This window comes from Flavobacterium subsaxonicum WB 4.1-42 = DSM 21790, from assembly GCF_000422725.1.
In the GTDB taxonomy this organism is placed as follows: domain Bacteria; phylum Bacteroidota; class Bacteroidia; order Flavobacteriales; family Flavobacteriaceae; genus Flavobacterium; species Flavobacterium subsaxonicum.
On record NZ_KE383909.1, the window covers coordinates 756,438 to 777,292 of the forward strand.

Here is a 20,855-nt window from a genome sequence, read left to right on the forward strand (position 1 = left end):
AGCAAAAATTTAGTTAGCGTTATTACAGATATAAATATTTTGAATTATTAACTTCATATACAAAGATTCGATTACAGCAATTTAGTAGGATAATCATTTAGACATTTACACCCAGTTAGCAAAATCATTTAAATTGAACGCTTATTTCCATTATTTTAATGGAGGCTATAGAACACTAATATCGCCCTAATATTAAGTTACGCTTGAATTATTTGAATAATAATCATTTTAAATCAAAAAAATCATTGATTCCTCAATGATTTTTGTTGTGGTGGGCTATCAGGGATCACAGTCGAACACCTCGTGCCTGTTTTGGCATTTTTCAACGATTCCAAACATCCGTAAAATATTAGAAATGTTGTTCTATTAAGTTACTAAAGGATACAAAAGTTAGATTATCATTTAAGATTTTATTGTATTGAACTGTTGTACAAGTTTGTTAATTGACTCTTCAGAAGGTGAGGCAAAATCTTTAATACTTTCAAGTGCTTCTTTCCCCAAAATTGCGGCGCGGGAGCGCATTTGTTGTTCATAAGCAGCAATGGCTGCCTCCAAATTCGGGTATTTGCCGGTAAGACTCTCACTTAGATCTAACGCATCAAGCATAGCCGTATTAACCCCTTCGCCGGATGGTGGCATCAGATGAGCTGCATCTCCTATTAGAGTTATATTTGCTTTAGCTTTCCAATTTTGGTCAATAGGAAAATAGTTTAGAGGGCGTGGAATAAAATTAAGACATGCTTTAAAAAGCGTATAAAATATCGGATTCCATCCTTTGTAATAGTTAACTAAATAAGTGTATACTTCGTCGCTTTTGTTAAAGTCGACACCACTGGCCTGTACCCAATTTTCAGGATAAAGCGCCGCCGCATAAAAAGTTAACCCACCATCGCCACGTGGTTGGGCTGCAATGGTTTTTCCTGTATCCATTGCGATAAGATTTGCTTTATTAACAAGGTTATACATTTCGGGGCAATTTGTCTCAGGATGGTCTATCTCGCCCTGTATGATAGTTGCACCAGAATACAAAGCTTTAACATCAGTAACATAAGGCCGAACTTTTGAGCGATAACCATCTGAACCTATAACAATATCTGCATTAGCTGCAGTACCGTTTTTAAACTTTAGAATCCAAGTAGTATCTGCCAATTCCATGTTTTCTAACTGGCTATTCCAAACTACAGTATCCGGCAGCAAAGACTCAATCAATAAATTTCGTAATTCTCCTCTGTCAATTTCGGGCCTAAAGTATTCACTTCCAAAGTCATCCTCGACATCGGTATTAGTCTCGTCAAGGCAAATATTAGCATCTTTGTCAACCATTCGGTATTTATCAGCGCCAGCCATATAACTTGCTTTAAAAGCATCCATCAGGCCTGCGGCCTCGATTACTTTTAAGCCCGAATCAAAATGCAAGTCAACTATTGCACCCTGCACACGCGCCTCCCGGTTAACATCCCTTTCATACACTTTTACATCCGCTCCTTTAAGCTGTAAAAGCCTTGCTAAGGTCAATCCGCCGGGACCACCACCTATAATAGCGATTTTTTTATTTTGTAGTAAATTTATTTCCTTTAATGTTTCCATTTCACACCTGTTTTTTGTTGGTACAAAGGAACATTACATTTATACGTCAAACAATGTCGATAAGAGGTAAGTATAGCACTAATCGAGGTTTCTATTACGAAAGGCGGTTGGGGTCATTCCGCTAATCCTATTAAATAGCCGTGTAAAATAAGAGTAATCATCGTAGCCCAGTTCGATGGCAATTTCTTTTATAGATTTGTCCGAATGATAAATTAAGCGTTTTGCTTCTAAAACAATACGGTGCTGAATATGGTATGAAACAGAATTACCTGTAGTGGCTTTGATGCACTCATTTAAGTAAGGAACCGAAATATTAAGCAAGCCGGCAAACGCCGTTGGGCTTTTAACCGTCCTGAAATTATGTTCAAGCATTGATTTAAAGGCTTTACTAATAACATCAAACCGGGAATAGTTGCCAGTAGGTTTAGTGAATGCTAAATATTGTGAGGCAACCAATGCCACCAACGTATTACAACTCTCTCGAAGTATAGCATCATATAGTTTCTCGTGGCTTCTTTCACAAAGTTTCATGCATACTGATGCCATCTCAGAAAGAATTAAAAATGTTTCTATAGTTAAGGGCAGTACATTCGCAGGTGCGAGATCATCTAATAATTTCAGGTACTCAGGCCGAAGGTTTTCAAGTGTAATTATCCAACTGGTTATTGTAGCATTTTTAAAGGCTATAACTCGGTGTACCTGATTAGGGTGAATATAAATAAGAGATGGCGCTTCAATAGCATGTGTTTGAAAGTCAATTTCAATTCGAGTGGCCCCTTTTTCCTGTATTATAAACGAGTATCCGCCATCACGATGCGAACGTTCCACTTCTTCAAAATTAGGTGAGCCGTTAAACGATCTCCGCCCAATGATTATTCCTTCTCTAACACCTAAAGGCAATGTATTTACAGGAATGGATTTTGTTTTTTTAGGCATTATCTTTTTGGCTAATAATAACAAAGTTAGTCTTTAGTCAATTATAACCATCACTCTTTATTTAGATGAAACCTGTTAAAGTTCGATTATCCCTCAAACTATAAAAATAAAACCCCAGTAAATACTGAGGTTTTAGGGGTATGTGGGCTGTCAGGGATCACAGTCGAACACCTTGCGCCAATTTTAACCTTCTTTAATGAAATTTAAAGTAATTAATATATTTATTTTCAATATATTAAGTGTGTAAATTAAGTTTTCGAATTATTGTACCTTAAAAGTTTTATTGTTCACTTTTTATACGATTCATTTTTATTTACCAAAAAATTAGATTCAAAAATTTCACCAATTAAATGTGTGAGGGGCTGTCGAACACAATGTCTTTCATAATTGTGTTATTTAAAGTATTATTAAGAATAAGCATTCGGATGATCACAAGTAGTTGTGTTAACGTTACTGTTTTTACTATGCAATGGTAAAACGGCTCTCGTTGGCTTTTATGCTCAATGTAAACCGAAATCTGCTGAAAGCCATTTATTGCGGCTGCTGATTTTAAGAAATGTACTTAAAATTATTGTGGTTTAGCTTAAACTTCAGAAAGCATTAGCTCTCATTATAAGTTTACTGCAATGCCTGTAGTGGTGTGCAAAAACCAGACGCGATTGAACCCTTTCGCCGATTTAGAATTGACCACTATTTCTCCTGGTCTACAATTAATTAGCAGCCTAATTAAAATTGGCGGAAAGGGGTCAACGTAGTTAATTTATCCAACTATACCAGCTTCCAAGAAAGGATAAGCAATAGAACACTAGCATTTTTTTATTTTTTGCCAAATGGCTACCTTCTAGATATGTTTACAAAAGGGATTTTAGCATTATCAGGAATTTTAAATTCCGTTAATATTACAACAGATCAATGGTGGCAAAGTACAGAAGATTTAATAGTTGAATTGTATCCTAATGGTACTTCTTTAACAACAATTTGGAAGAAAGCTGGGGGAAAGGAATCAGATTTGCTTACTAAGAGCACAGCGAATGAAATTTGGAGCGACGCACTTTATAAAATGCGCAAAAATCAACCAAAAAATATGACTATGAATAAATTATTAAAAGAGATTGAAAAGCAATATGGAGATAACCAAAAGTTTAAAATTATTTATGATTTACGGAAGAATTACATAAAAACATAACCAGTTATGAGTTTACAGGAGCTATACAAAGGAGCTAAAATTATTGAGACAATTGAAAATTATGCGTTAGCGGAAGATTCATCATTTCAGATTCAGGAAACTGATTCCAGTAAATTATACTGGTTTTATACTGATGAAGAATTTTGGAAAAATGTTATTGCTGAACCAACAAAGTATTGGGGTCAAAAAATAAATTTGTACAAATTTGTTGTTTCAAATTGGATTGCTCGCGTTCCCGGTCTTTATTGGTCTAGTACATCTGAAGTAGTACGACAACATGAACAAGAAGACATTGCTATACAAAGCGAGCACTGGCTTGAATTCTATCCTCCTGGAAAATCAAAAAAAGTAATGGGTGGTGTTGGGACTTTATTGCTTCCTCCTACTGAGGATGGCAAAACATTAATGTCTATAAGTGCTGGCTGTAATGCTTCAGTCGGTATTCCTATTTTATGTTTTCCAGAAGTAATTGATCAATTAAAAATTAAACAAGGAGACTGTGTGGTAATAAGGGAAGCGAAGTGGCAACCAATGGATACGAGCTGGGCTTCAAAATTCGCTTCCACCCAAGGTATACCGAGAGGCTATTTATTAATTGATTCTATTGATAAAATTGAAGTGTTTGAAAAAGATTGTCCTATTGTTTATCATCCTTTTTCTTTAATGGAATATGAATATCAAGATAGTCTTTTTTACGATTTTGTCTATGTTACAGCTGATAGTAAGGTTGCAGATGTTGATTCAAAAATTCAAAGTTTCTTTAAAAATTATGCAAAAAAAGATGGACGTTATGGAGAATATCTATTAAACCCAAACATAGTCAATCCAATTTTCGATTCTCGTTATTCTTCCCCTCTGGAGCTAACACATGCTTCCGAAAAAGCCAAGCTTAATTTGCTCTATGAAAGGATTCGGGGAGTACATTTTAAAGGAATATCTATAGAACAGTTAATTATTAAATTACCACAATTCTACCAATCCAGTATATCTGTCAAAACATTAGCAAAAAATATTGGTTTTAATGTTTCTTTATTCGTTGAAGACTCTGCCGTATCCATGTCTTCTCAGCTAATAAACAAATGTATTGAAAAAGAAATGATTGAAAGTCTTATTGACCGAGTGGCAATGGAATACCCACAAATCTTTAATTAATTATGGCTTGGACAAAAAAACTCACACAATTAAATGATGTATTAAGCGACTTAGTACCCAATAAGGATAGTATAACAAAGTATGTAAAAGCATCAGGGTTAAAACAGCAGTATATTGACACTAGCGGTAGCCCCATGGACGTTTGGAGTAATGTGCTTAGTGAAGCAGATAAAAATAGTAAGGTAAGTGAATTGGTGAAATCCGTGTTACATACTTATCCAGATAACCAATTTCTAAAATCCGCATTAATTTCTAAAGAAATTGATTTTTCGGAAAGCCCTGACATTGATGACGCTTCTGATTGGCAGGATGTTTCCGATGAGACATTAGAAGTACTAACAATGGATCAAAGTACTTTACTGCCAGTTAATTTTTTAGCTAAAGGGGTGCAGAAAAGTAAATCTGTGGGAAAAGTTGAGATTAAAATTGGGAATAATAGATATAATGTTGGTACAGGTTTTTTGTTCAAAGTAAAAGATATTGAAGATGTCTTTTTTATTACTAATTATCACGTAATCAATAATCAAAAAGATATAGAAAAAACAAGGGTAATATTTGATTATGAACTTGATGTTAATGGCAATACTATTCCTTCTAGGAGTTTCATGATTGATGTCGATGGACCTTGGTATTGTTCAGAAGTAAAAGACTGTGACGCAACTATTTTTAAATTAAGTGATGATAATAATACATTAGCAGAATATGGTTTTATTGAGTTAAAAGAGATTGAAATTTTTATAAATGATTTCGTTAATATTATTCAACATCCGAAGGGAGAGATGAAACAGATTTCATTATACCATAATATTGTAACTCATACAAATGACAGAATTGTTCAGTACCTTACCGATACCCTTAAAGGGTCTTCAGGATCTCCTGTCTTTAATTCTGAATGGGAAGTGGTTGCCTTGCACCATAGCGGAGGTGGAAGTAAACCTGATGAACCTGATCTTAAGGAGGGAATCAAAATAAGAAATGAAGGAATTTTTATAAATAAAATTATTCAATTTTTAAAAGATAATCACAAAAACTAACTATATGAAAAGCAAAATGTTATTTCAAGGATACGATGATGAGTTTATATTGACTAAAAAAGTTTCCTTACCAAAATTAAATCATGACCAAACTGCAGATGTAGTTATCGACGAAGATGGTAGTGATGTAATAACGTATATCAACTATAGTTTACAATTATCATCATCCCATAAATTCCCCTTTTACACGGCAACTAACATTGATGGCCTAAAATTCAAAAAGGTACCTAGAAAAGACAATTGGCGAAAAGATGATAGAGTAGCGAAAGATAATCAGTGGGGAACGGAACTTTATAATGCTGATAAAAGTAACTTTGATAGAGGCCACATGACTAAGAGGGAAGATGTTCAATGGGGAGAGACTATTGGAATTGCATTAAATGCCGCAGATTCAACTTTCTATTATACAAATGCAGTTCCGCAGCATAAAGATCTAAATAGAGATATTTGGAGAAGTTTAGAAGATTATATTCTTCATACAGAAGCCAAACGAAATCAGTTGCGAATCTGTGTTTTCACGGGTCCTGTTCTATCAAATGCCAATCCATATTTTGTAACACCTATAAATAACGCTCAGATACAAATTCCTTCATTATTTTGGAAAGTAGTTGTTTTTGAGAAAGAAGATGGAAAGCTTTATAGAGTTGGATTTATGATGAGTCAAAACAAGTTGTTAATAAATGATAATATAATTGAGCAGTTAGAATCTGATGACCAAATTTTTATGCAGTTTAATGATGCAGATACATATCAAGTAAATGTATCACTCATTGAAGAAGTATCGGGTTTAGAAATACCAGAAGCAATTGACTCATATACAGATAAAAGAGCTACTAAATTGGTTTTAAAAGAAATAGACATTGATCCTGATTTAGAAAGTGATTCAATCGGATATGAATTAGGTTTTAATATTGAAAATATCTTATTATAGTTTGTATGACAAAACATAAAAATTAATTTAAAGTTATAATGAGATTAACTAGGTCAAAGCTAGGTCAGCTTTGAGGCTCGCCAAAACGGCTAGAATTGGCTAAATATCAAAAGCAATAGAAGGTAGCCAGCCGGATTTAAATGATTGACGTAATTCGCCTTAAAAAGAATCAGGATACTGGCTACCCACATTATAAGCCCTATCGCGAATCCCCATATTTTCCCCGCGGTTATATTCACAATCCTTTTAAAGCGGGAATCAGGAATTTCAGAAGGCCGCACATGGTAAAATATCTGCTGGAGGATACTTATCTCAAGTTGTCTTTCAAGTGCACCTCCACTTGCAGATTTACCAGGTGCTTCTGCTTCTTTTATATCCTTAAAGGATGCTAACGAAATATTCAGATATTCAAACTGTGGATATTGACCCTGGAATGTCTTTATTATGGTACTTTTATCGGAACCGTATGTACCTGTCAGGGCAATATTGGTAATATCAGGGTCATCAATGGCGCTTTTAAGGCTATTGAGATAAGGGCGTACCCCTTTCCAAATCCTTTTCAGAAGTAAGCACCTTGGGCGCAAGTGATGTAATTCGTAAAGAGATTTCAGGGGTCTTTTTTTTAAAGTAGGCGATGCAATAATGTATAAATATGACTATAGATTAAGAGCATTTTGAGGATTGCCTATTAAGTAGCTTTGGGGTAATAAAGCTAAATTAGTAAGAAATTAACAAATACTCCCTTAATTTCCTAAGTGTTTTATAAACAATACTCTAAACATTATTTTATTCTACTCAAAAATTAAGTCTGATGCGTCCTAAAAAGTAATTCAAATATCTAGTTTAAAAGGTTTTTCCTTTAATTGAGTTAGTTCATTTTTATCTGGGACAAATAAGGTCATCTATTATCTATTTTATCTATCATTATGTCATACAATGGGAATAAAAGTTTAAAAACTTTTAAAGTTTCTTCAGGTAAATTTTTTTCTGACATTTCTACGTCTAAAATTTTATAATTCCTACCGATATAAAAATACTCCCGTTCATTATCATTCTTACAAAAGTCATTAAGTTCATCAGAAGATTTAAACTCATTACAAAACTTTTTATTTTTGTTTAAGTAAATAAAATAATCAGTAGGTAATAATTTAATCATAGAATAAAAATCATCCCTGAATTTTATTGTTGCCATTTTTTTTCTAAAAGCATCTCTATCAAAAATACTACCACCATTGTTTTTACCGAACAACAACCAAATTCCAATAGAGTCTAAATCAATACGAATTTGCAACCTAGCATGATTTATGAAACTCATTTTATCATCTTCATCATTAATTTTTTTATTCGGTAATTTTGGAAAAAAAAATTTATATTTCTTTATTTCGTCTTGACTTTTACCATAACTCAACCACATAGCTCCCAATTTTTGTGAAGTTGCTCCAGTAATATGTTGATACATTGAAACAATATGGTTCTTTGTGTTATGCGCTAATTCACCAATCCCATATTTTGTGAATTTCGGAAAAATTAAATTGTTTAATTCTAGAAATTTATCTTGAACTTTAATCCTTTCATTGTTAGCACTTCGAGATGTATCAGTCCATAGTTCTTGACGAAAAGCCATATGATGCTCTTTCTTAAAATACCTGTCTGAAAAGTCAATTTGATCTAATGAATAATCGTGGGCCGTAATTTTCGTTGTCTTTTTTAATTTTATAAATTTTCTCCTTTTTTTTAACTGACTTTCTAAATCTGAAATAATATTAAATTGTTCTTCATATTCTATAATATTTTCATCAGTTAAAGGGTAGGCATTATTATACAAATCATTAAACCAATCTAGAATTGATATGCAATCATTTTGATCAGTTACTTTATAATTTAACTCAACATTATCTTCAAGGCCTCCGTCAGTTAAATTTGAAGAACCAACAAAGGCCGTATAATTATTATTTACTTTAAATAAATAAACCTTTGGATGATAATTATTATCTGTTTTATAGATACAGGCTTCAAATATTTGTTTTTCAAGTTTAGCTTGCATTTTACGTAAAACAACAGGATTAGTTGGCAAATCAATTCCTACGAGAATATGCTGTTTACACTTTTTATTAATATTCTCTTGAATATAATCGTAAGTTTCCTTTTTAATTAGAGCAACTGCAAACCATATTTCTTCTGCGTCAGCTATGGAATCTTCAAAACTTGATTTTAAATTTGATACAATCATAAAATAAATCTTATTTTATCATTTCTAAAACCAATTAAATATCGTTGACCAAAAGCCTCCCTTAGTTATTACTAAAGGAGTGCTTATATCTTTTACTTGTTCAGTCACAACTTCAACAGGAGTATTGATTACCTTTTTAAACCCAGGAATAAAACCCCTATATCGCATTTCATTTTTTGCCAATCGAAGAATTTGTTCGATATAGTAATAGCTTCCTGTAGGAAACCAAATAGGGGTAATACCAAAACTTAATAAATAACCATTGCGTGATATTAATTCTTCTTCTGTATCAGGCATTGATTCAAGACAAAAATGTTGGGGCTTGTCTGTATCCCCAATTTCGTTTTTTACAGCTTGAAAAACCTCCATAGTTCTATCGCGGTTGAGGCTACTACCTAAGAACAACAAACTGCTTGTTCGATAGTAATAACTTAAAAATTTTGGGATTGTTTTTTCAATATCTAAAACACCATTACCATAAGCTTCATCGTATTGATTTTTACTTATAATACATTTTGTAGGCTGTTTAATATCACCATGTAATTTGATGATGGTAGTTTTATCAGAATTAGGCTGTTCTAGAATATTTGAACTGTCAATTAACTGAATGTTGTCTTTAGCTCCAGTATCAAATGCTAATTCAATGATATGATCATAGTTAGTTGTTATTATAGTATCTGTAAATAGCTCTGTCAATCGTAGCGTTGTCTGTGTAATTTCGCCAGTTTTGGCGAACGCATCTCTAATTTCCTGAATAAAAGCATCTTTGTATCCTTTGGCTTCAATTTCTTCAATGACAGTTTCGTAATCACCATTCTCTAATAATTCTATAACGTGATCTGCATTGAGACCTGATGTTTTACCTTGTTCAATTAAATGATTTTTCCATGATGGAAAACCGCTTTCTACAGATAAACCTGCGCCAACAAATGGAACAATAGCTCCGTCGATTAAACATTTTTCAAGTTGCTCGAATCGTTCTTGATTTCTTTCAAACCAACGACGATCTCCAAATTTATCTATTATATATTCTTCACTTAGAATAGCATTTATTTGTTCCTTACGAAAAGTATTAAAAGCTTGGTAATAACCTTCTAGATCACTGGCAAAAAATGCTTTACTAGGATTTGACAACCCATCGATACTATAGCGCTGTCTTACGTTTACTCCTTCGTCCCCATCGATCCATTCATTAAAATCAGGAAAAAAATCATATAAAATATGCTTATCATTTTCACACCAAGTTTTATGCTGAAGTTTCGGTATTAGACTTAAGTTTTCACCAGAATATATTTTATCTAATACACTCATACAAAAGCATTTTGAATTACTGTTTTAGATAATGAAGTTTTTAAATCTTGCGTTTTGTTAATCTTTTCTTTAAGTAAATCACAAATGATAAACAATTCATTAATTTTTGAAATAATTCTTTTTTGTTCTAAAAGTGGAGGATATGGAATTTCAAATTGCTCGAGTACTTTTTTACTTAAACCTTCACGATTTGCACCAACTTGTCTTCCCCATATCAAATTTTGAATGTATGGAGATAAAATACAAAGGTGTAAATAGATACATGATTCAATTATTGATGGACGAATAATTGTTACATGTTGGCTTACATTAGCTATTCCATCGTTTTCTGTAAAGATGGTAGTTCTTCCTAAAGAGCCTCCTGTAATATTTAGAAGTATATCGTTTGGTTTAACAATACTATTTGACATTTTATTATTAGTTTTTTCATCTATATACACAATATCATCTAAATATAATCCCTCATTTCTTATATTCTGTGAACGAAGAAATGGAATGCCAGAATTAACATATGCTTCTTTACCTCCTCTAGGTGTACTTCCTGAACCAATTTTATTAGTGATATTTCCTAATCTAACCCATTGCCAAGTATTTGGTATTTGAAAAGGCTTTTCTTCTTCAGAAATTGTAGGTAATTCCTTTTCAGCTTTTAGTTTTCCCGCTTTAATTAATTTGATCTTTTCGGTATTTATTTTTTTTGTCAATTCAATTGCAGATTCATCACTCGGGTTTTGCTTTACTAACTTACCCATAATTCCTAACTGAAGTATTGTTTGCTTCAATTGTTCAACACTATCTTCAGTGCAAAAGAGTGTGTCAAAGTGAAGAGATAGACGCTCCCATGAAGTTTGAGGTACATCGGCATCACTTGCATTTGTGAGTGTTTCAAGTAATGTTTTTACTAATGTTTGATGGGTTGATAAATTACTTGTTTGTTGATTTTCTAATTCATCACATAATGACATTAATTCATCAATCTTGGCAACAATTCGTATTTGTTCAGCAATAGGAGGAACAGGTATGGGTAATTCACGAACTTTCTCTGCATTAAGATTTAGAACTACAGCACCAGCTGCTGCAGTTTTAAAAGATTGAAATACAAATGAAGATGACAATAGGTTATATAAATAATCCTTATCAAGTGATCTAGGTGGTTGAATGCGCAACCATCCGTCATGGATACATCCTTCAATTTTAGTAATATATGGGCGACCAAAACTCATCGAGTTTGTTAGTAAAAAATCGCCAGGGTATACCATCCTAGTTTTAATCAAACCATCTCTTCGGATTTTTTCTCTTGTTGAAGTAATATATTTACCGCCGATATCTGTATCTCCAATCTTTATCCAATTAAGACCATTGGGGTCATTTGTTAAATAAGAATCAATTGGTCTAGGTGAACCTCCTCGTTCAATAATTGAAATATTTCCAAATCTTTCCCATGCCCATCCATTTGGCAATTCGAATGTTTTTTCCTTCTCAGTTATTACGGGTAATTTATTAGGTTCCTTTATCTTTCCTTCTTTTATCAGCTGTTTATTTTCAATTTCAATTTTTTTGAGTAATACATTTGCAGATTCTTCATTTAAGTCTTGAGGAACTAACTTTCCACGTATAGCAAAATCTAGAATGAGGGCTCTTAATTTTGCTATACCTTCTAAGCTTATATTGTTAATGCTTTTAACTCTAGCTCTTGATTTTACACCTTGGGCGTCAGTCCAAATATCAAAGCTTTTTATTATACTTTCTATCATCTGCCTCGATTTATTTTGATAATGCCTCAGTTAATATGGCTTTTAATTGGTTACGTAAGTTTGAAATGTCTTTTTGTTCCTGATTATATTGTAAAAGTAGCTCGTCAGGATCATGGCTTATTTGTTCGCCAACATGCGGGTTTTTTATGTCAAGATTGTAATGACTAGCAATTATATCTTTAACAGATACTTTCCATGCTTGTTCATTTTCAACTCTTGTTTTAAAACCATCTTCTTCATTACCCCACCAATCAATTTCGCTTTGAAATTCTTCAAAACGCATGGGTTTGGTTTTATTATAATTTACTACACCTTCGGGATAGGGATGTTCATAATACCAAACTTGTTCAGTTGGTTTGCCTTTTGTGAAAAATAATATATTGGTTTTAATGCCTGTATATGGATTAAAAACTCCGTTAGGTAAACGCACAATAGTATGCAGATTACATTCAGTTAATAGTTTTTCTTTAATACGGGTTTGAATTCCTTCTCCAAATAGAAAACCATCAGGCAAGACTACAGCGGCTCTTCCTTCATTTTTTAAAATATGGATAATAAGAGTTATAAAGAGGTTGGCAGTTTCTCTTGTTTTAAAAGCTGAAGGAAAATTGTTTTCAATTCCATCTTCTTCCATACCTCCAAAAGGAGGGTTAGTGACGATTACATTTACTCTGTCAGTATTAGAGTAATCTCTCAATGGTCGGGCAAGCGTATTGTCATGTCTAATATTTATTGGAACATCAATACCATGCAAAATCATATTAGTTGTACATAATAGATGCGGTAGAGATTTCTTTTCTACACCGTGAATTGAATTTACCAAGACTATTTCATCAGCTGGGGATTTTACAAAATAGTTCCTTTTGTACTCTATGACATTTGTTAAAAAACCACCAGTGCCGCACGCTGGATCAAGAACAGTTTCCTCTAATTTTGGAGCAATTCTGTCAACAATAAAGGTTGTTACTGCTCTTGGAGTGTAAAACTCACCTGCGTTCCCAGCGCTTTGTAAATCTTTTAGAATTTGCTCATAAATTCCGCCAAAAGTGTGGCGGTCACCCGAAGCATTGAAATCTATTTCGCAGATTTTATTAACCACCTGTCGAAGTAAAGTACCCGATTTCATGTAGTTGTAAGCATCTTCAAAAACATTTTTTATAACCAATGCCCTTTGGCCATCTTCACCATCAATATTTAATTTATTTTTTAGGGCAGGAAACAGTTTAATGTTCACAAAATCGAGTAAATCATCTCCTGTTATACCTTCAGAATCTTTTGCCCAATTACGCCAACGTAAATTTTCTGGTAATGGTGATTTGAAATTGTCTACTAATAGTTCTAACTCATCTTCACGATCATCAACAATTTTTAAAAAAAATAGCCAAACTAACTGGCTAATTCTTTGAGCATCTCCGTCAACACCAACATCCTTACGCATTATATCCTGTATGGATTTTATAATTCCTGAAACATTACTCATGCAGTTATATCTTTTTTAAATAATTCATCTTCTAATTCATGTACGGCATTTTCATAGTTCTCTTTACCGCCAAAAATATTTTTTATAATTTCCATTGGTGTCCCAATGTCACTAAAAGGTTTTAATTTTAAAACCTTAGCATTTTCAATACTAGTAACCCCTTTGTCAGCATACATCTCTAATAATCCATGTAAAACAGCTTTTGCTTGTTCTCCATATTTTGTAAAATAATCACGCTTTTTTACATTGTTAGCTCTTTCTTTTCTTGTTAGTGGTGGTTGTCCAAATGCAACATGACAAATCAAATCAAAATCACCAAATTCTTTACCTACCAAATCTGCAAGATTTTCTAATACTACTCCATGTTCTTCTAGCAAGTCAATTATAACTTGTTTTTTATTTGCATCATTCCATTTCATTAAGAAGTCATCAAGAGATGTAAATTCTTGCTGTACTTGTTTTCTAGAAAAGTCTTTATAAGATTCTGTAATCAATTGACCATCATCACCAAGATATTCTATACGTTCACTTATAATTGTCGCTGGAACTCCGCTTACAACAATCTTTTTACTTCCTGTTTGTCCAGTATTGTCATCCTTATCATCAGGGTCATCATCTTGATCTTCCGGGTCCGGAGGTACTGGGTCATCATCTGGCCCAGGATTATATATAACTACAGGTTCACCGTCAAAATCGGGATCTTTAAAATGTAATGTAGCTTTTTTAAAATCCATTATTGTAAAAAAGAACTTATTGTTTTCTTCGTCAATACGAGTACCACGACCAATTATTTGTTTGAAAATGGTCATTGAATTAATTGTTTTATCTAGGACAATTAATTTACATGTTTTGGCATCAACTCCTGTAGTCATCAAATCAGAGGTGGTCGCTATTACTGGAAATTTACTTTCTGGGTCAATAAAATTGTCAAGTTCTGCTTTTCCTTCAACACTGTCTCCAGTAATTCGCATTACATATTTTGGATTGTCAGTTGCTAACTTCCCTGCAGCATTTACGATAGCTTTTCGCATTCTTTCTGCATGATCAATATTTTCGCAAAAAATAATAGTTTTTGAATAAGGGTTAGTTGCATTAAGTAATTTCATCACTCTATTGGCAACTAATTTTGTACGTTGATTGAGAATTAAATTACGATCAAAATCGGCTTGATTGAAGGTGCGGTTTTGAATTTCCTGACCTAGATCATCAACCATGCCTTTTGGAGGTATCCAACCATCAATGTCTTTGTCAATATCAATTCTAACAACTTTATAAGGAGCAAGAAAACCATCTTGAATGCCTTGTTTTAAACTATAAGTATAAACTGGTTCACCAAAGTAGGTTATGTTTGAAGCGTACTCAGTTTCTTTTGGTGTTGCAGTAAGGCCTATTTGCACGGCATTAGAAAAATAGTCAAGTATTTCACGCCAAGAAGAGTCTTCTGCGGCACTTCCTCTATGACACTCATCAATTATAATTAAATCAAAAAAATCTGCGGATACGCTTTTGTAAATCTTATCAAATTCATCAGGTCCAGTTAACGCCTGATATAAACCTAAATGTATTTCATAGGATGGATCAATTTTTCGATTCTTAATTTTAGTCATTACAGAACCAAATGGCTTGAAATCATTAACTAATGTTTGGTCAGCTAATATGTTTCTATCAACTAGGAATAAAATTCGTTTTACCGCTTTTGCTTTCCATAATCTCCAAATTATTTGAAAAGTGGTATAAGTTTTTCCAGTTCCGGTAGCCATTACTAACAGAATTCTTTTTTGCCCATTAGCAACGGCTTCAATAGTTCTATTTATGGCTTCTACTTGATAATATCTTGGTTCTTTATTTGAACCATCTGAATAATATGGTTGTAAAATTAAATCTTCATCTTTGTCCTTTATATTATGTAGTTTTTTGTAACGTTCCCACAATTCCACAGGACTTGGGAAATTTTCCAGTGGAAATTCTAATTCAATATCTTCACCTGCTTTTGGCACTTTATTATGGGACGCAAAGGCATCTCCATTTGAACTAAATGCACTAGGCACACCTAAAATCTCAGCATATCCCAACGCTTGTTGTATTCCGTGGCTGACAGTGCAATTATTGTCTTTTGATTCAATTACTGCAATTCGAGTCCCGGGTGACCAGGAAAGTACGTAATCAGCAAATTTTTTCTTTTTTTTATTTCTAGCTGACATTTCACCGCGAACAATAACTGGCCCTGGAGTTAGTGTTACATTTTGTCTAATTTGCTTGTGTAAATCCCAACCAGCATTTATAATTGCCGGTGTGATGAATATATTTTCTATATCCCTTTCACTTAATTCTTTTTTATTTACCATAAATTTAATTAGCACATCCTTAAATAAAAATAATACTTAAACCAGTAGTGCACTTGGATTAGAATAAATAAAAGTTGTACACCCTGCTAAAAGCAGTAAATCTAGTTACTACGCAAACAATTACAATGCATAACTTAACAGCAAATTACGATAAAATTTTAGAGGTAGTAAAGGAATTAGAGCTGGATAGAGATTTTTTTTATTTTAAATATGAAAACCATTACTGAATTTTAAGATGCTTAAAAGAATTTGTAAATTTCAATTTTATAAATTGCTTACTAACAGATATATATTGCAGTGACACTTATGTATACTTACTAAGTATGACTATCGTAATAAATGGGGTTAGAAAGAATAGATGGTAACAAAAAACTAGTATAGTCAATGATGATCAATACCAACGAATGTGCCACAACAACTTAAACTATCAACAAGTTAATAATTAACTTTTCTCAAAATATGCCTTAAAACTCTTGCAAGGACCTCTTAATTCTAAAGAACGTTGTAATTTAAATGATCACTTTTATATAAGTAACCAAAAATTATATTATAGACATGCTAATTGTTGAACAAGCTATAATTAATCGGGAATTTTTAAGAGATGTATTTTACTTATAACAACTTTTTTCTTTCCATCCTTTCTCTGGCCTCAATCAAAATACTGTGTATCTTATTTTCCAGTTCTTTTCTGGAAGGTAGTTCAGTCCAATATTCGGCTACCATTATCCCATCTTTGTGCATTTCCAATAATTCTATTTGTTCCCTGCTACTTTCAGCACAGAGTATTAAACCTACTGGGGGAAGTTCCCCTTCGGCTTTTTCGTATCGATCCAGCCATTTCAGGTATAATTCCATCTGTCCTTTATGCCTGGCTTCAAATTTACCCAGTTTTAATTCTACGGCAACAAGTCGTCTTAAATTACGATGATAAAATAAAAGATCAAGATGAAAATCTTCACCATCAATAATCATTCTCTTTTGTCGCTCAACAAAAGCAAAACCTTTCCCTAACTCTAATATAAATGCTTCCAGCTCCCTCAGGATTGCCTGTTCTAAATCTTTTTCAAGAAAGGTATCCTGCAATCCCAAAAAATCTAAGAAATACGGGTCTTTAAAATTATTTTGGATCGCTGGATGATTACTAGAATTCTGTAGGTTTGCAATATCTGTCCGCTCAAAGGTTTTGGTTGAAATTTGTTTTCGTAATTCTCGCACTCCTAATCCTTTATTTGCCGACTCCTGTGCATAGAATAATTTCGCTTCCTGTTTTTTCAGCGGCAGTAACTCTACAAAATGTGACCAGCTCAACTTACCCGACAATGTTTTTACTGTATCTATATCCGTAAATTGATCCGCGAACTGCATCATGCGTCTTAAATTTCTCAATTCGAAATTTCTTCCATACTGATGTTTCAATTGTGTAGACAGTGTCGACACAATTTGTTTTGAGTATTCAGCTCGCTTGTTTTGAAGAACTTCTTGATTAATACGCCTACCAATATGCCAAAAAAGCATAGTAAGGGTGCTGTTAGCTTGAGAAACCAATTGCTTCTGACTCTGCTCAATTAATTGGGAAAGCTCTTTTAAAAGCTTATTATCGAGAGTATTTATATCTGCCATGTTATCTAATATACAATTGTAAAAATAAATGAAATTGATTAATAGTATCCTTGTAGCTACTTTTTTATGACCAGGTAAGATAAGCCCGGGTCATTCAACAATCGCTCCATCTCCGACTGAATAATTTCCTGAATGTCCTGTTTTACCTGTAGATAATTTCGCTGTACCATAGTATTATCCAGCTTGCGAATTACCTCTATGTCTTTATAGCCATCCGCTTCAATTTTCAGCGCAGCATGGTCATTAAGTATCTCACAGTGAAAAGCCTTTAGTTCAATTTTATTCTCAGGGTCATCTGCTACCATTCCCACAAATTCACCTGAACTTAATGCTGATATCTTTGATGGTGGAATGGCCGATTCCAACTGCTTAGAACGGCTGATAGATGTGTCGCCGCTATTTATTGACAGACTTTCCCTGTCCTGCATAATCTTACCAAAACGTTCGGACAGTTGTTTGGCCGTATCGCCGGTAACCTGACCGCTTACAATATTGCCAGTAATATTCATAATCACATCGGCCTGTTCTCGCCCGTAATCTTTCCTTAATTGGCTGAAATCCTGTATACCAAGACAAGTGGCCACTTCATTACTTCGGGCTGTAGCTATAAGGCTGTCCATGTTATTAAGATAGATAGTAGGGAATTCATCGAATATGAGGCTGCTTTTTTGCTTGCCTTTTTTGTTCACCTGTTTTACCAGTCGGGTTACATAAAGGGATAGTACAGCACCATATATCTGTATTTTCTGCGGGTTGTTACCCATGCAAACAATCTTAGGGTCGTCCGGATTATTTATATCTAGGGTAAAATCGTTCCCTGATAACACATAATACAACTGTGGGGAGGAAAGCCTTGCCATTGCCACCTTTGCTGATGCTATTTGTCCCTCCAATTGCTCCATAACGTCGTTTAGATATGCATACATGCAACGCCTTGACCAGAGACAGGCCAAAGGGGAAAAACAGGGCGAAGTACAGGAACAGTCTGCTAAGCAAACTAAAAAAGAAAGCCAGGGTGCAACTGAAGAAGGTGCTGAAGCCCCAAAGGAGGGACAGAAGAAAAAAAACAGGCAGTCAAATTCAATGTAATGTGTCGTGGAGATTTTAAAACCCTTAACGGATTTCTCAGCCGCTATCAGAAAAGATTACAGAATCAGTATTACTCATCTGGGTATTTACTCAGCTTTACTGATTTATAGGGCAGCTAAGGGATTTATTAACCCTATACATGTCTTTAGCTATGAAATTATGCGAATTGCTAATATTTCTGATACTACGTACCATAAGCGGGTCAAGGAATTGCATGAATACGGATACATTATATATGAGCCTTCTGTTAGGAATAACGAGGCAAGCAGCATATATTTTGTGATTTAGAAAGTTAAACCAGACAACAGTAAACACAACTTGTCTGAGAAATAATAATTTATGAGAGTTTAATTAATTAAAGCCCGGAAGGGCTTTTTATTATAAGGAATGGAGGTGTGTGATGAAATATGAAAGAGAAGCCGCCAGTATTGATGGAAAAATTTTGAAAACTTATGATGAAACTGAGCAAGAAAAAGAAGAAAAATTCGTTAATTTAATGATTGAGATTATTGTATCAATCACATTAAAAGAGTGTTATGAAGAGGGCGATTAGATATTTAAGGTTTAGTCAGCTGGGGCAAAGCAACGGCTCTATTGAAAGGCAGGAGTTGTATACTGACCAATACCTGCAATTTAATAATATACAGTTAGTGGATACTTTCATTGACAGAGGAAAAAGTGCCAAAACTTTTGACAGGCCGGATTTTATAAAATTACAGGCATTTATAGCCAAACATTATAAATCGGTAGATTACCTGCTCGTTGACCAGCTTGACCGTTTTAGCCGTGATGCCGGCGAAGCTATGAATATGGTAAAGCAGTTCCAACGAAAATATGCCATCCAGATCGTAAGTGTGACTGAAGGGATAATGTTTGACTACGATACGCCTGGTAGCTTTTTCCGTGCTGGGCTGCAATTATTGCTTGCTGAAGAGGATAATATTAACAGGAGTATTAAAGTGCGTGGTGGACTGTATACTGCAAGGGCAAAAGAAGGCCGTTTCCTCACAAGGGAAAAGCCTTTTGGCTATATAAAGGTTGGCGAAGGTAAACAGCGGCACCTTGAGGTGAATGAAAGCGAAGCTAAAATTGTCCGTACCATCTATGATATGTTCCTGCGTGATGTGCCATTAAATAAAATTAAGGAAATAGCGTACCAGTCCGGTTTTGACAGAAAGGGGAACATGGCTATTGACCGTGTACTTGCAAATCCTGTTTATGCTGGGCTTGTAAGGGTTGAAGCTTTTAAGGACTTGCCGGGCGGGCTATTCCCTGCAATACATGAAGCCATTATTGACAAAACTACATGGCAGATGGTGCAAAGCAAAATGAAGAAAGCTGACAAAGTAAAAATAACTGTTGATGATGAAATTCCATTACGTGGTGTTGTAAAATGCCATTGTGGAGCCCCGCTAACAGGTGCGCCTTCACGTGGGAAATCCGGTAGGTACTTTTACTATTATAAGTGCAAGCATTCAAAACACAATAACATTAGTGCTATTAAAGCACATGAGCAGTTTTTAAAGGCGTGTGAGTTAATGAGTATACCTGAAAGAAAAATTAAAGAAATCAGGAACGGTTGTTATTCTTCTCTTGAAGATGAGATGAAAACCAATAAGGTAAGGGTTTTTGAGAAACAGCATGAACTGGACGAAGTACAGCAAAGGCTAAATGCAGTCGAAGAAAAGTGGTTTAAGAACGAAATAAGCAAAGATACTTATGACAGATGGTATTCTACCTACAGTACCCATATTCTGACCCTTACAGGGGTAATTGAAAGGCTTAGCACAAACCATGGAAAAGCATTCGAAATTTTAGACAGTAAGCTGGATTTGTTGAGTGATATTGGATACATGTACACAAAGTCAGATACTCTGCAGAAACGCGCATTTGTAAACCTGGTGTTCGACAGCAATTTATACTACGAAAAGGGTATCTATCGAACACCTACGATGCTTGATCTTTTATCGCACAATGCCAGTAAAATGGAGGAAAAGGGGTATCTTATATATCAAAAAAAGAGGGATAATCTTTCGACTATCCCTCACAGTGGGCGATGAGGGATTCGAACCCCCGACCCTCTCGGTGTAAACGAGATGCTCTGAACCAACTGAGCTAATCGCCCTATTTGCATTGTTGTGCCTAAGCCCGTATTGCGAGTGCAAATATAAGCATTGTATTTATATTTGCAAGGATTTTA

At 34.1% G+C, this 20,855-nt stretch carries 17 protein-coding genes and 1 tRNA gene; 7 read left to right on the plus strand and 11 right to left on the minus strand.

Annotation, left to right across the window (positions count from 1 at the left end; all coding sequences use genetic code 11):
* Nucleotides 1–402: 402 nt before the first annotated feature.
* Together G509_RS0113740 and G509_RS0113745 are read right to left on the minus strand one after the other, a co-directional pair.
* Complete coding sequence (locus tag G509_RS0113740) at nt 403–1,587, minus strand: FAD-dependent oxidoreductase (RefSeq protein ID WP_035738968.1); 1,185 nt, start codon at nt 1,585–1,587, stop codon at nt 403–405.
* A 78-nt stretch (nt 1,588–1,665) separates the two neighbouring features.
* Nucleotides 1,666–2,523: an AraC family transcriptional regulator gene (locus G509_RS0113745; protein ID WP_026992057.1), complete on the minus strand. Its 858-nt coding sequence runs from the start codon at nt 2,521–2,523 to the stop codon at nt 1,666–1,668.
* 847 nt (nt 2,524–3,370) lie between these two features.
* On the opposite strand from G509_RS0113745, the gene G509_RS0113750 reads away from it, so the two are divergent.
* The 4 genes from G509_RS0113750 to G509_RS0113765 are packed head-to-tail and all read left to right on the plus strand — an operon-like array spanning nt 3,371 to nt 6,826.
* Nucleotides 3,371–3,709: an effector-associated domain EAD1-containing protein gene (locus tag G509_RS0113750; RefSeq protein WP_026992058.1), complete on the plus strand. Its 339-nt coding sequence runs from the start codon at nt 3,371–3,373 to the stop codon at nt 3,707–3,709.
* 6 nt (nt 3,710–3,715) lie between these two features.
* The gene (locus G509_RS0113755) at nt 3,716–4,861 is read left to right on the plus strand and encodes a hypothetical protein (protein WP_026992059.1); all 1,146 of its coding nucleotides are present in this window, start codon (nt 3,716–3,718) and stop codon (nt 4,859–4,861) included.
* Nucleotides 4,862–4,863: 2 nt separating this feature from the next.
* On the plus strand, nt 4,864–5,895 hold the full coding sequence (locus G509_RS0113760; RefSeq protein WP_026992060.1) for a S1 family peptidase: 1,032 nt from the start codon (nt 4,864–4,866) through the stop codon (nt 5,893–5,895).
* A gap of 4 nt (nt 5,896–5,899) precedes the next feature.
* The gene (locus tag G509_RS0113765) at nt 5,900–6,826 is read left to right on the plus strand and encodes a DNA/RNA non-specific endonuclease (RefSeq protein ID WP_026992061.1); all 927 of its coding nucleotides are present in this window, start codon (nt 5,900–5,902) and stop codon (nt 6,824–6,826) included.
* 89 nt (nt 6,827–6,915) lie between these two features.
* Here G509_RS0113765 and G509_RS23870 read toward each other — a convergent pair whose 3' ends face one another.
* From G509_RS23870 to G509_RS22170, 8 genes are all read right to left on the minus strand, one after another.
* The gene (locus G509_RS23870) at nt 6,916–7,410 is read right to left on the minus strand and encodes a YobI family P-loop NTPase (RefSeq protein WP_026992062.1); all 495 of its coding nucleotides are present in this window, start codon (nt 7,408–7,410) and stop codon (nt 6,916–6,918) included.
* A gap of 314 nt (nt 7,411–7,724) precedes the next feature.
* Nucleotides 7,725–9,056 (minus strand): phospholipase D-like domain-containing protein, encoded by a 1,332-nt coding sequence (locus G509_RS0113775; protein WP_026992063.1) that lies wholly within the window; start codon nt 9,054–9,056, stop codon nt 7,725–7,727.
* A gap of 24 nt (nt 9,057–9,080) precedes the next feature.
* Nucleotides 9,081–10,367: an SIR2 family protein gene (locus G509_RS22165; protein WP_051200228.1), complete on the minus strand. Its 1,287-nt coding sequence runs from the start codon at nt 10,365–10,367 to the stop codon at nt 9,081–9,083.
* Complete coding sequence (locus G509_RS0113785; protein ID WP_035738970.1) at nt 10,364–12,121, minus strand: restriction endonuclease subunit S; 1,758 nt, start codon at nt 12,119–12,121, stop codon at nt 10,364–10,366. The genes G509_RS22165 and G509_RS0113785 overlap by 4 nt, the downstream gene beginning before the upstream one ends.
* Before the next feature lie 10 nt (nt 12,122–12,131).
* Nucleotides 12,132–13,601: a type I restriction-modification system subunit M gene (locus G509_RS0113790; protein WP_026992065.1), complete on the minus strand. Its 1,470-nt coding sequence runs from the start codon at nt 13,599–13,601 to the stop codon at nt 12,132–12,134.
* Nucleotides 13,598–15,946: an EcoAI/FtnUII family type I restriction enzme subunit R gene (hsdR, locus tag G509_RS0113795; protein ID WP_035738972.1), complete on the minus strand. Its 2,349-nt coding sequence runs from the start codon at nt 15,944–15,946 to the stop codon at nt 13,598–13,600. The genes G509_RS0113790 and hsdR overlap by 4 nt, the downstream gene beginning before the upstream one ends.
* 612 nt (nt 15,947–16,558) lie before the next feature.
* Complete coding sequence (locus G509_RS0113805) at nt 16,559–17,566, minus strand: PDDEXK nuclease domain-containing protein (RefSeq protein WP_035738974.1); 1,008 nt, start codon at nt 17,564–17,566, stop codon at nt 16,559–16,561.
* 56 nt (nt 17,567–17,622) lie between these two features.
* Nucleotides 17,623–18,468 carry a TraM recognition domain-containing protein gene (locus tag G509_RS22170; RefSeq protein WP_081663334.1) on the minus strand — a complete coding sequence of 282 codons (846 nt, stop codon included), beginning with the start codon at nt 18,466–18,468 and terminating at the stop codon, nt 17,623–17,625.
* 22 nt (nt 18,469–18,490) lie between these two features.
* On the opposite strand from G509_RS22170, the gene G509_RS23395 reads away from it, so the two are divergent.
* The 3 genes from G509_RS23395 to G509_RS23140 all read left to right on the plus strand — a co-directional run bounded on the left by G509_RS23395 (nt 18,491) and on the right by G509_RS23140 (nt 20,715).
* A complete protein-coding gene (locus tag G509_RS23395) occupies nt 18,491–18,655 on the plus strand; it encodes a hypothetical protein (RefSeq protein ID WP_154657775.1) in 165 nt (54 codons plus the stop codon).
* A 397-nt stretch (nt 18,656–19,052) separates the two neighbouring features.
* Nucleotides 19,053–19,208 (plus strand): hypothetical protein, encoded by a 156-nt coding sequence (locus G509_RS23400; protein ID WP_154657776.1) that lies wholly within the window; start codon nt 19,053–19,055, stop codon nt 19,206–19,208.
* Entirely contained in the window at nt 19,192–20,715 is a 1,524-nt protein-coding gene (locus tag G509_RS23140) for a recombinase family protein (protein ID WP_026992068.1), read from the plus strand. The genes G509_RS23400 and G509_RS23140 overlap by 17 nt, the downstream gene beginning before the upstream one ends.
* Here G509_RS23140 and G509_RS0113830 read toward each other — a convergent pair.
* Nucleotides 20,706–20,780 (minus strand) — tRNA-Val (locus G509_RS0113830). The genes G509_RS23140 and G509_RS0113830 overlap by 10 nt on opposite strands.
* Nucleotides 20,781–20,855 lie beyond the last annotated feature (75 nt).

Bases quoted from the DNA above. Each gene is read 5' to 3' on its own strand.
- G509_RS0113760 (WP_026992060.1), top strand. From the start codon at position 4,864: ATGGCTTGGACAAAAAAACTCACACAATTAAATGATGTATTAAGCGAC.
- G509_RS23140 (WP_026992068.1), top strand. From the start codon at position 19,192: ATGAAGAGGGCGATTAGATATTTAAGGTTTAGTCAGCTGGGGCAAAGC.
- G509_RS22165 (WP_051200228.1), bottom strand. From the start codon at position 10,367: ATGAGTGTATTAGATAAAATATATTCTGGTGAAAACTTAAGTCTAATA.
- G509_RS0113750 (WP_026992058.1), top strand. From the start codon at position 3,371: ATGTTTACAAAAGGGATTTTAGCATTATCAGGAATTTTAAATTCCGTT.
- G509_RS0113745 (WP_026992057.1), bottom strand. From the start codon at position 2,523: ATGCCTAAAAAAACAAAATCCATTCCTGTAAATACATTGCCTTTAGGT.
- hsdR (WP_035738972.1), bottom strand. From the start codon at position 15,946: ATGGTAAATAAAAAAGAATTAAGTGAAAGGGATATAGAAAATATATTC.
- G509_RS0113775 (WP_026992063.1), bottom strand. From the start codon at position 9,056: ATGATTGTATCAAATTTAAAATCAAGTTTTGAAGATTCCATAGCTGAC.
- G509_RS0113765 (WP_026992061.1), top strand. From the start codon at position 5,900: ATGAAAAGCAAAATGTTATTTCAAGGATACGATGATGAGTTTATATTG.
- G509_RS0113785 (WP_035738970.1), bottom strand. From the start codon at position 12,121: ATGATAGAAAGTATAATAAAAAGCTTTGATATTTGGACTGACGCCCAA.
- G509_RS0113755 (WP_026992059.1), top strand. From the start codon at position 3,716: ATGAGTTTACAGGAGCTATACAAAGGAGCTAAAATTATTGAGACAATT.
- G509_RS23395 (WP_154657775.1), top strand. From the start codon at position 18,491: ATGCAACGCCTTGACCAGAGACAGGCCAAAGGGGAAAAACAGGGCGAA.
- G509_RS0113740 (WP_035738968.1), bottom strand. From the start codon at position 1,587: ATGGAAACATTAAAGGAAATAAATTTACTACAAAATAAAAAAATCGCT.
- G509_RS0113805 (WP_035738974.1), bottom strand. From the start codon at position 17,566: ATGGCAGATATAAATACTCTCGATAATAAGCTTTTAAAAGAGCTTTCC.
- G509_RS22170 (WP_081663334.1), bottom strand. From the start codon at position 18,468: ATGGAGCAATTGGAGGGACAAATAGCATCAGCAAAGGTGGCAATGGCA.
- G509_RS0113790 (WP_026992065.1), bottom strand. From the start codon at position 13,601: ATGAGTAATGTTTCAGGAATTATAAAATCCATACAGGATATAATGCGT.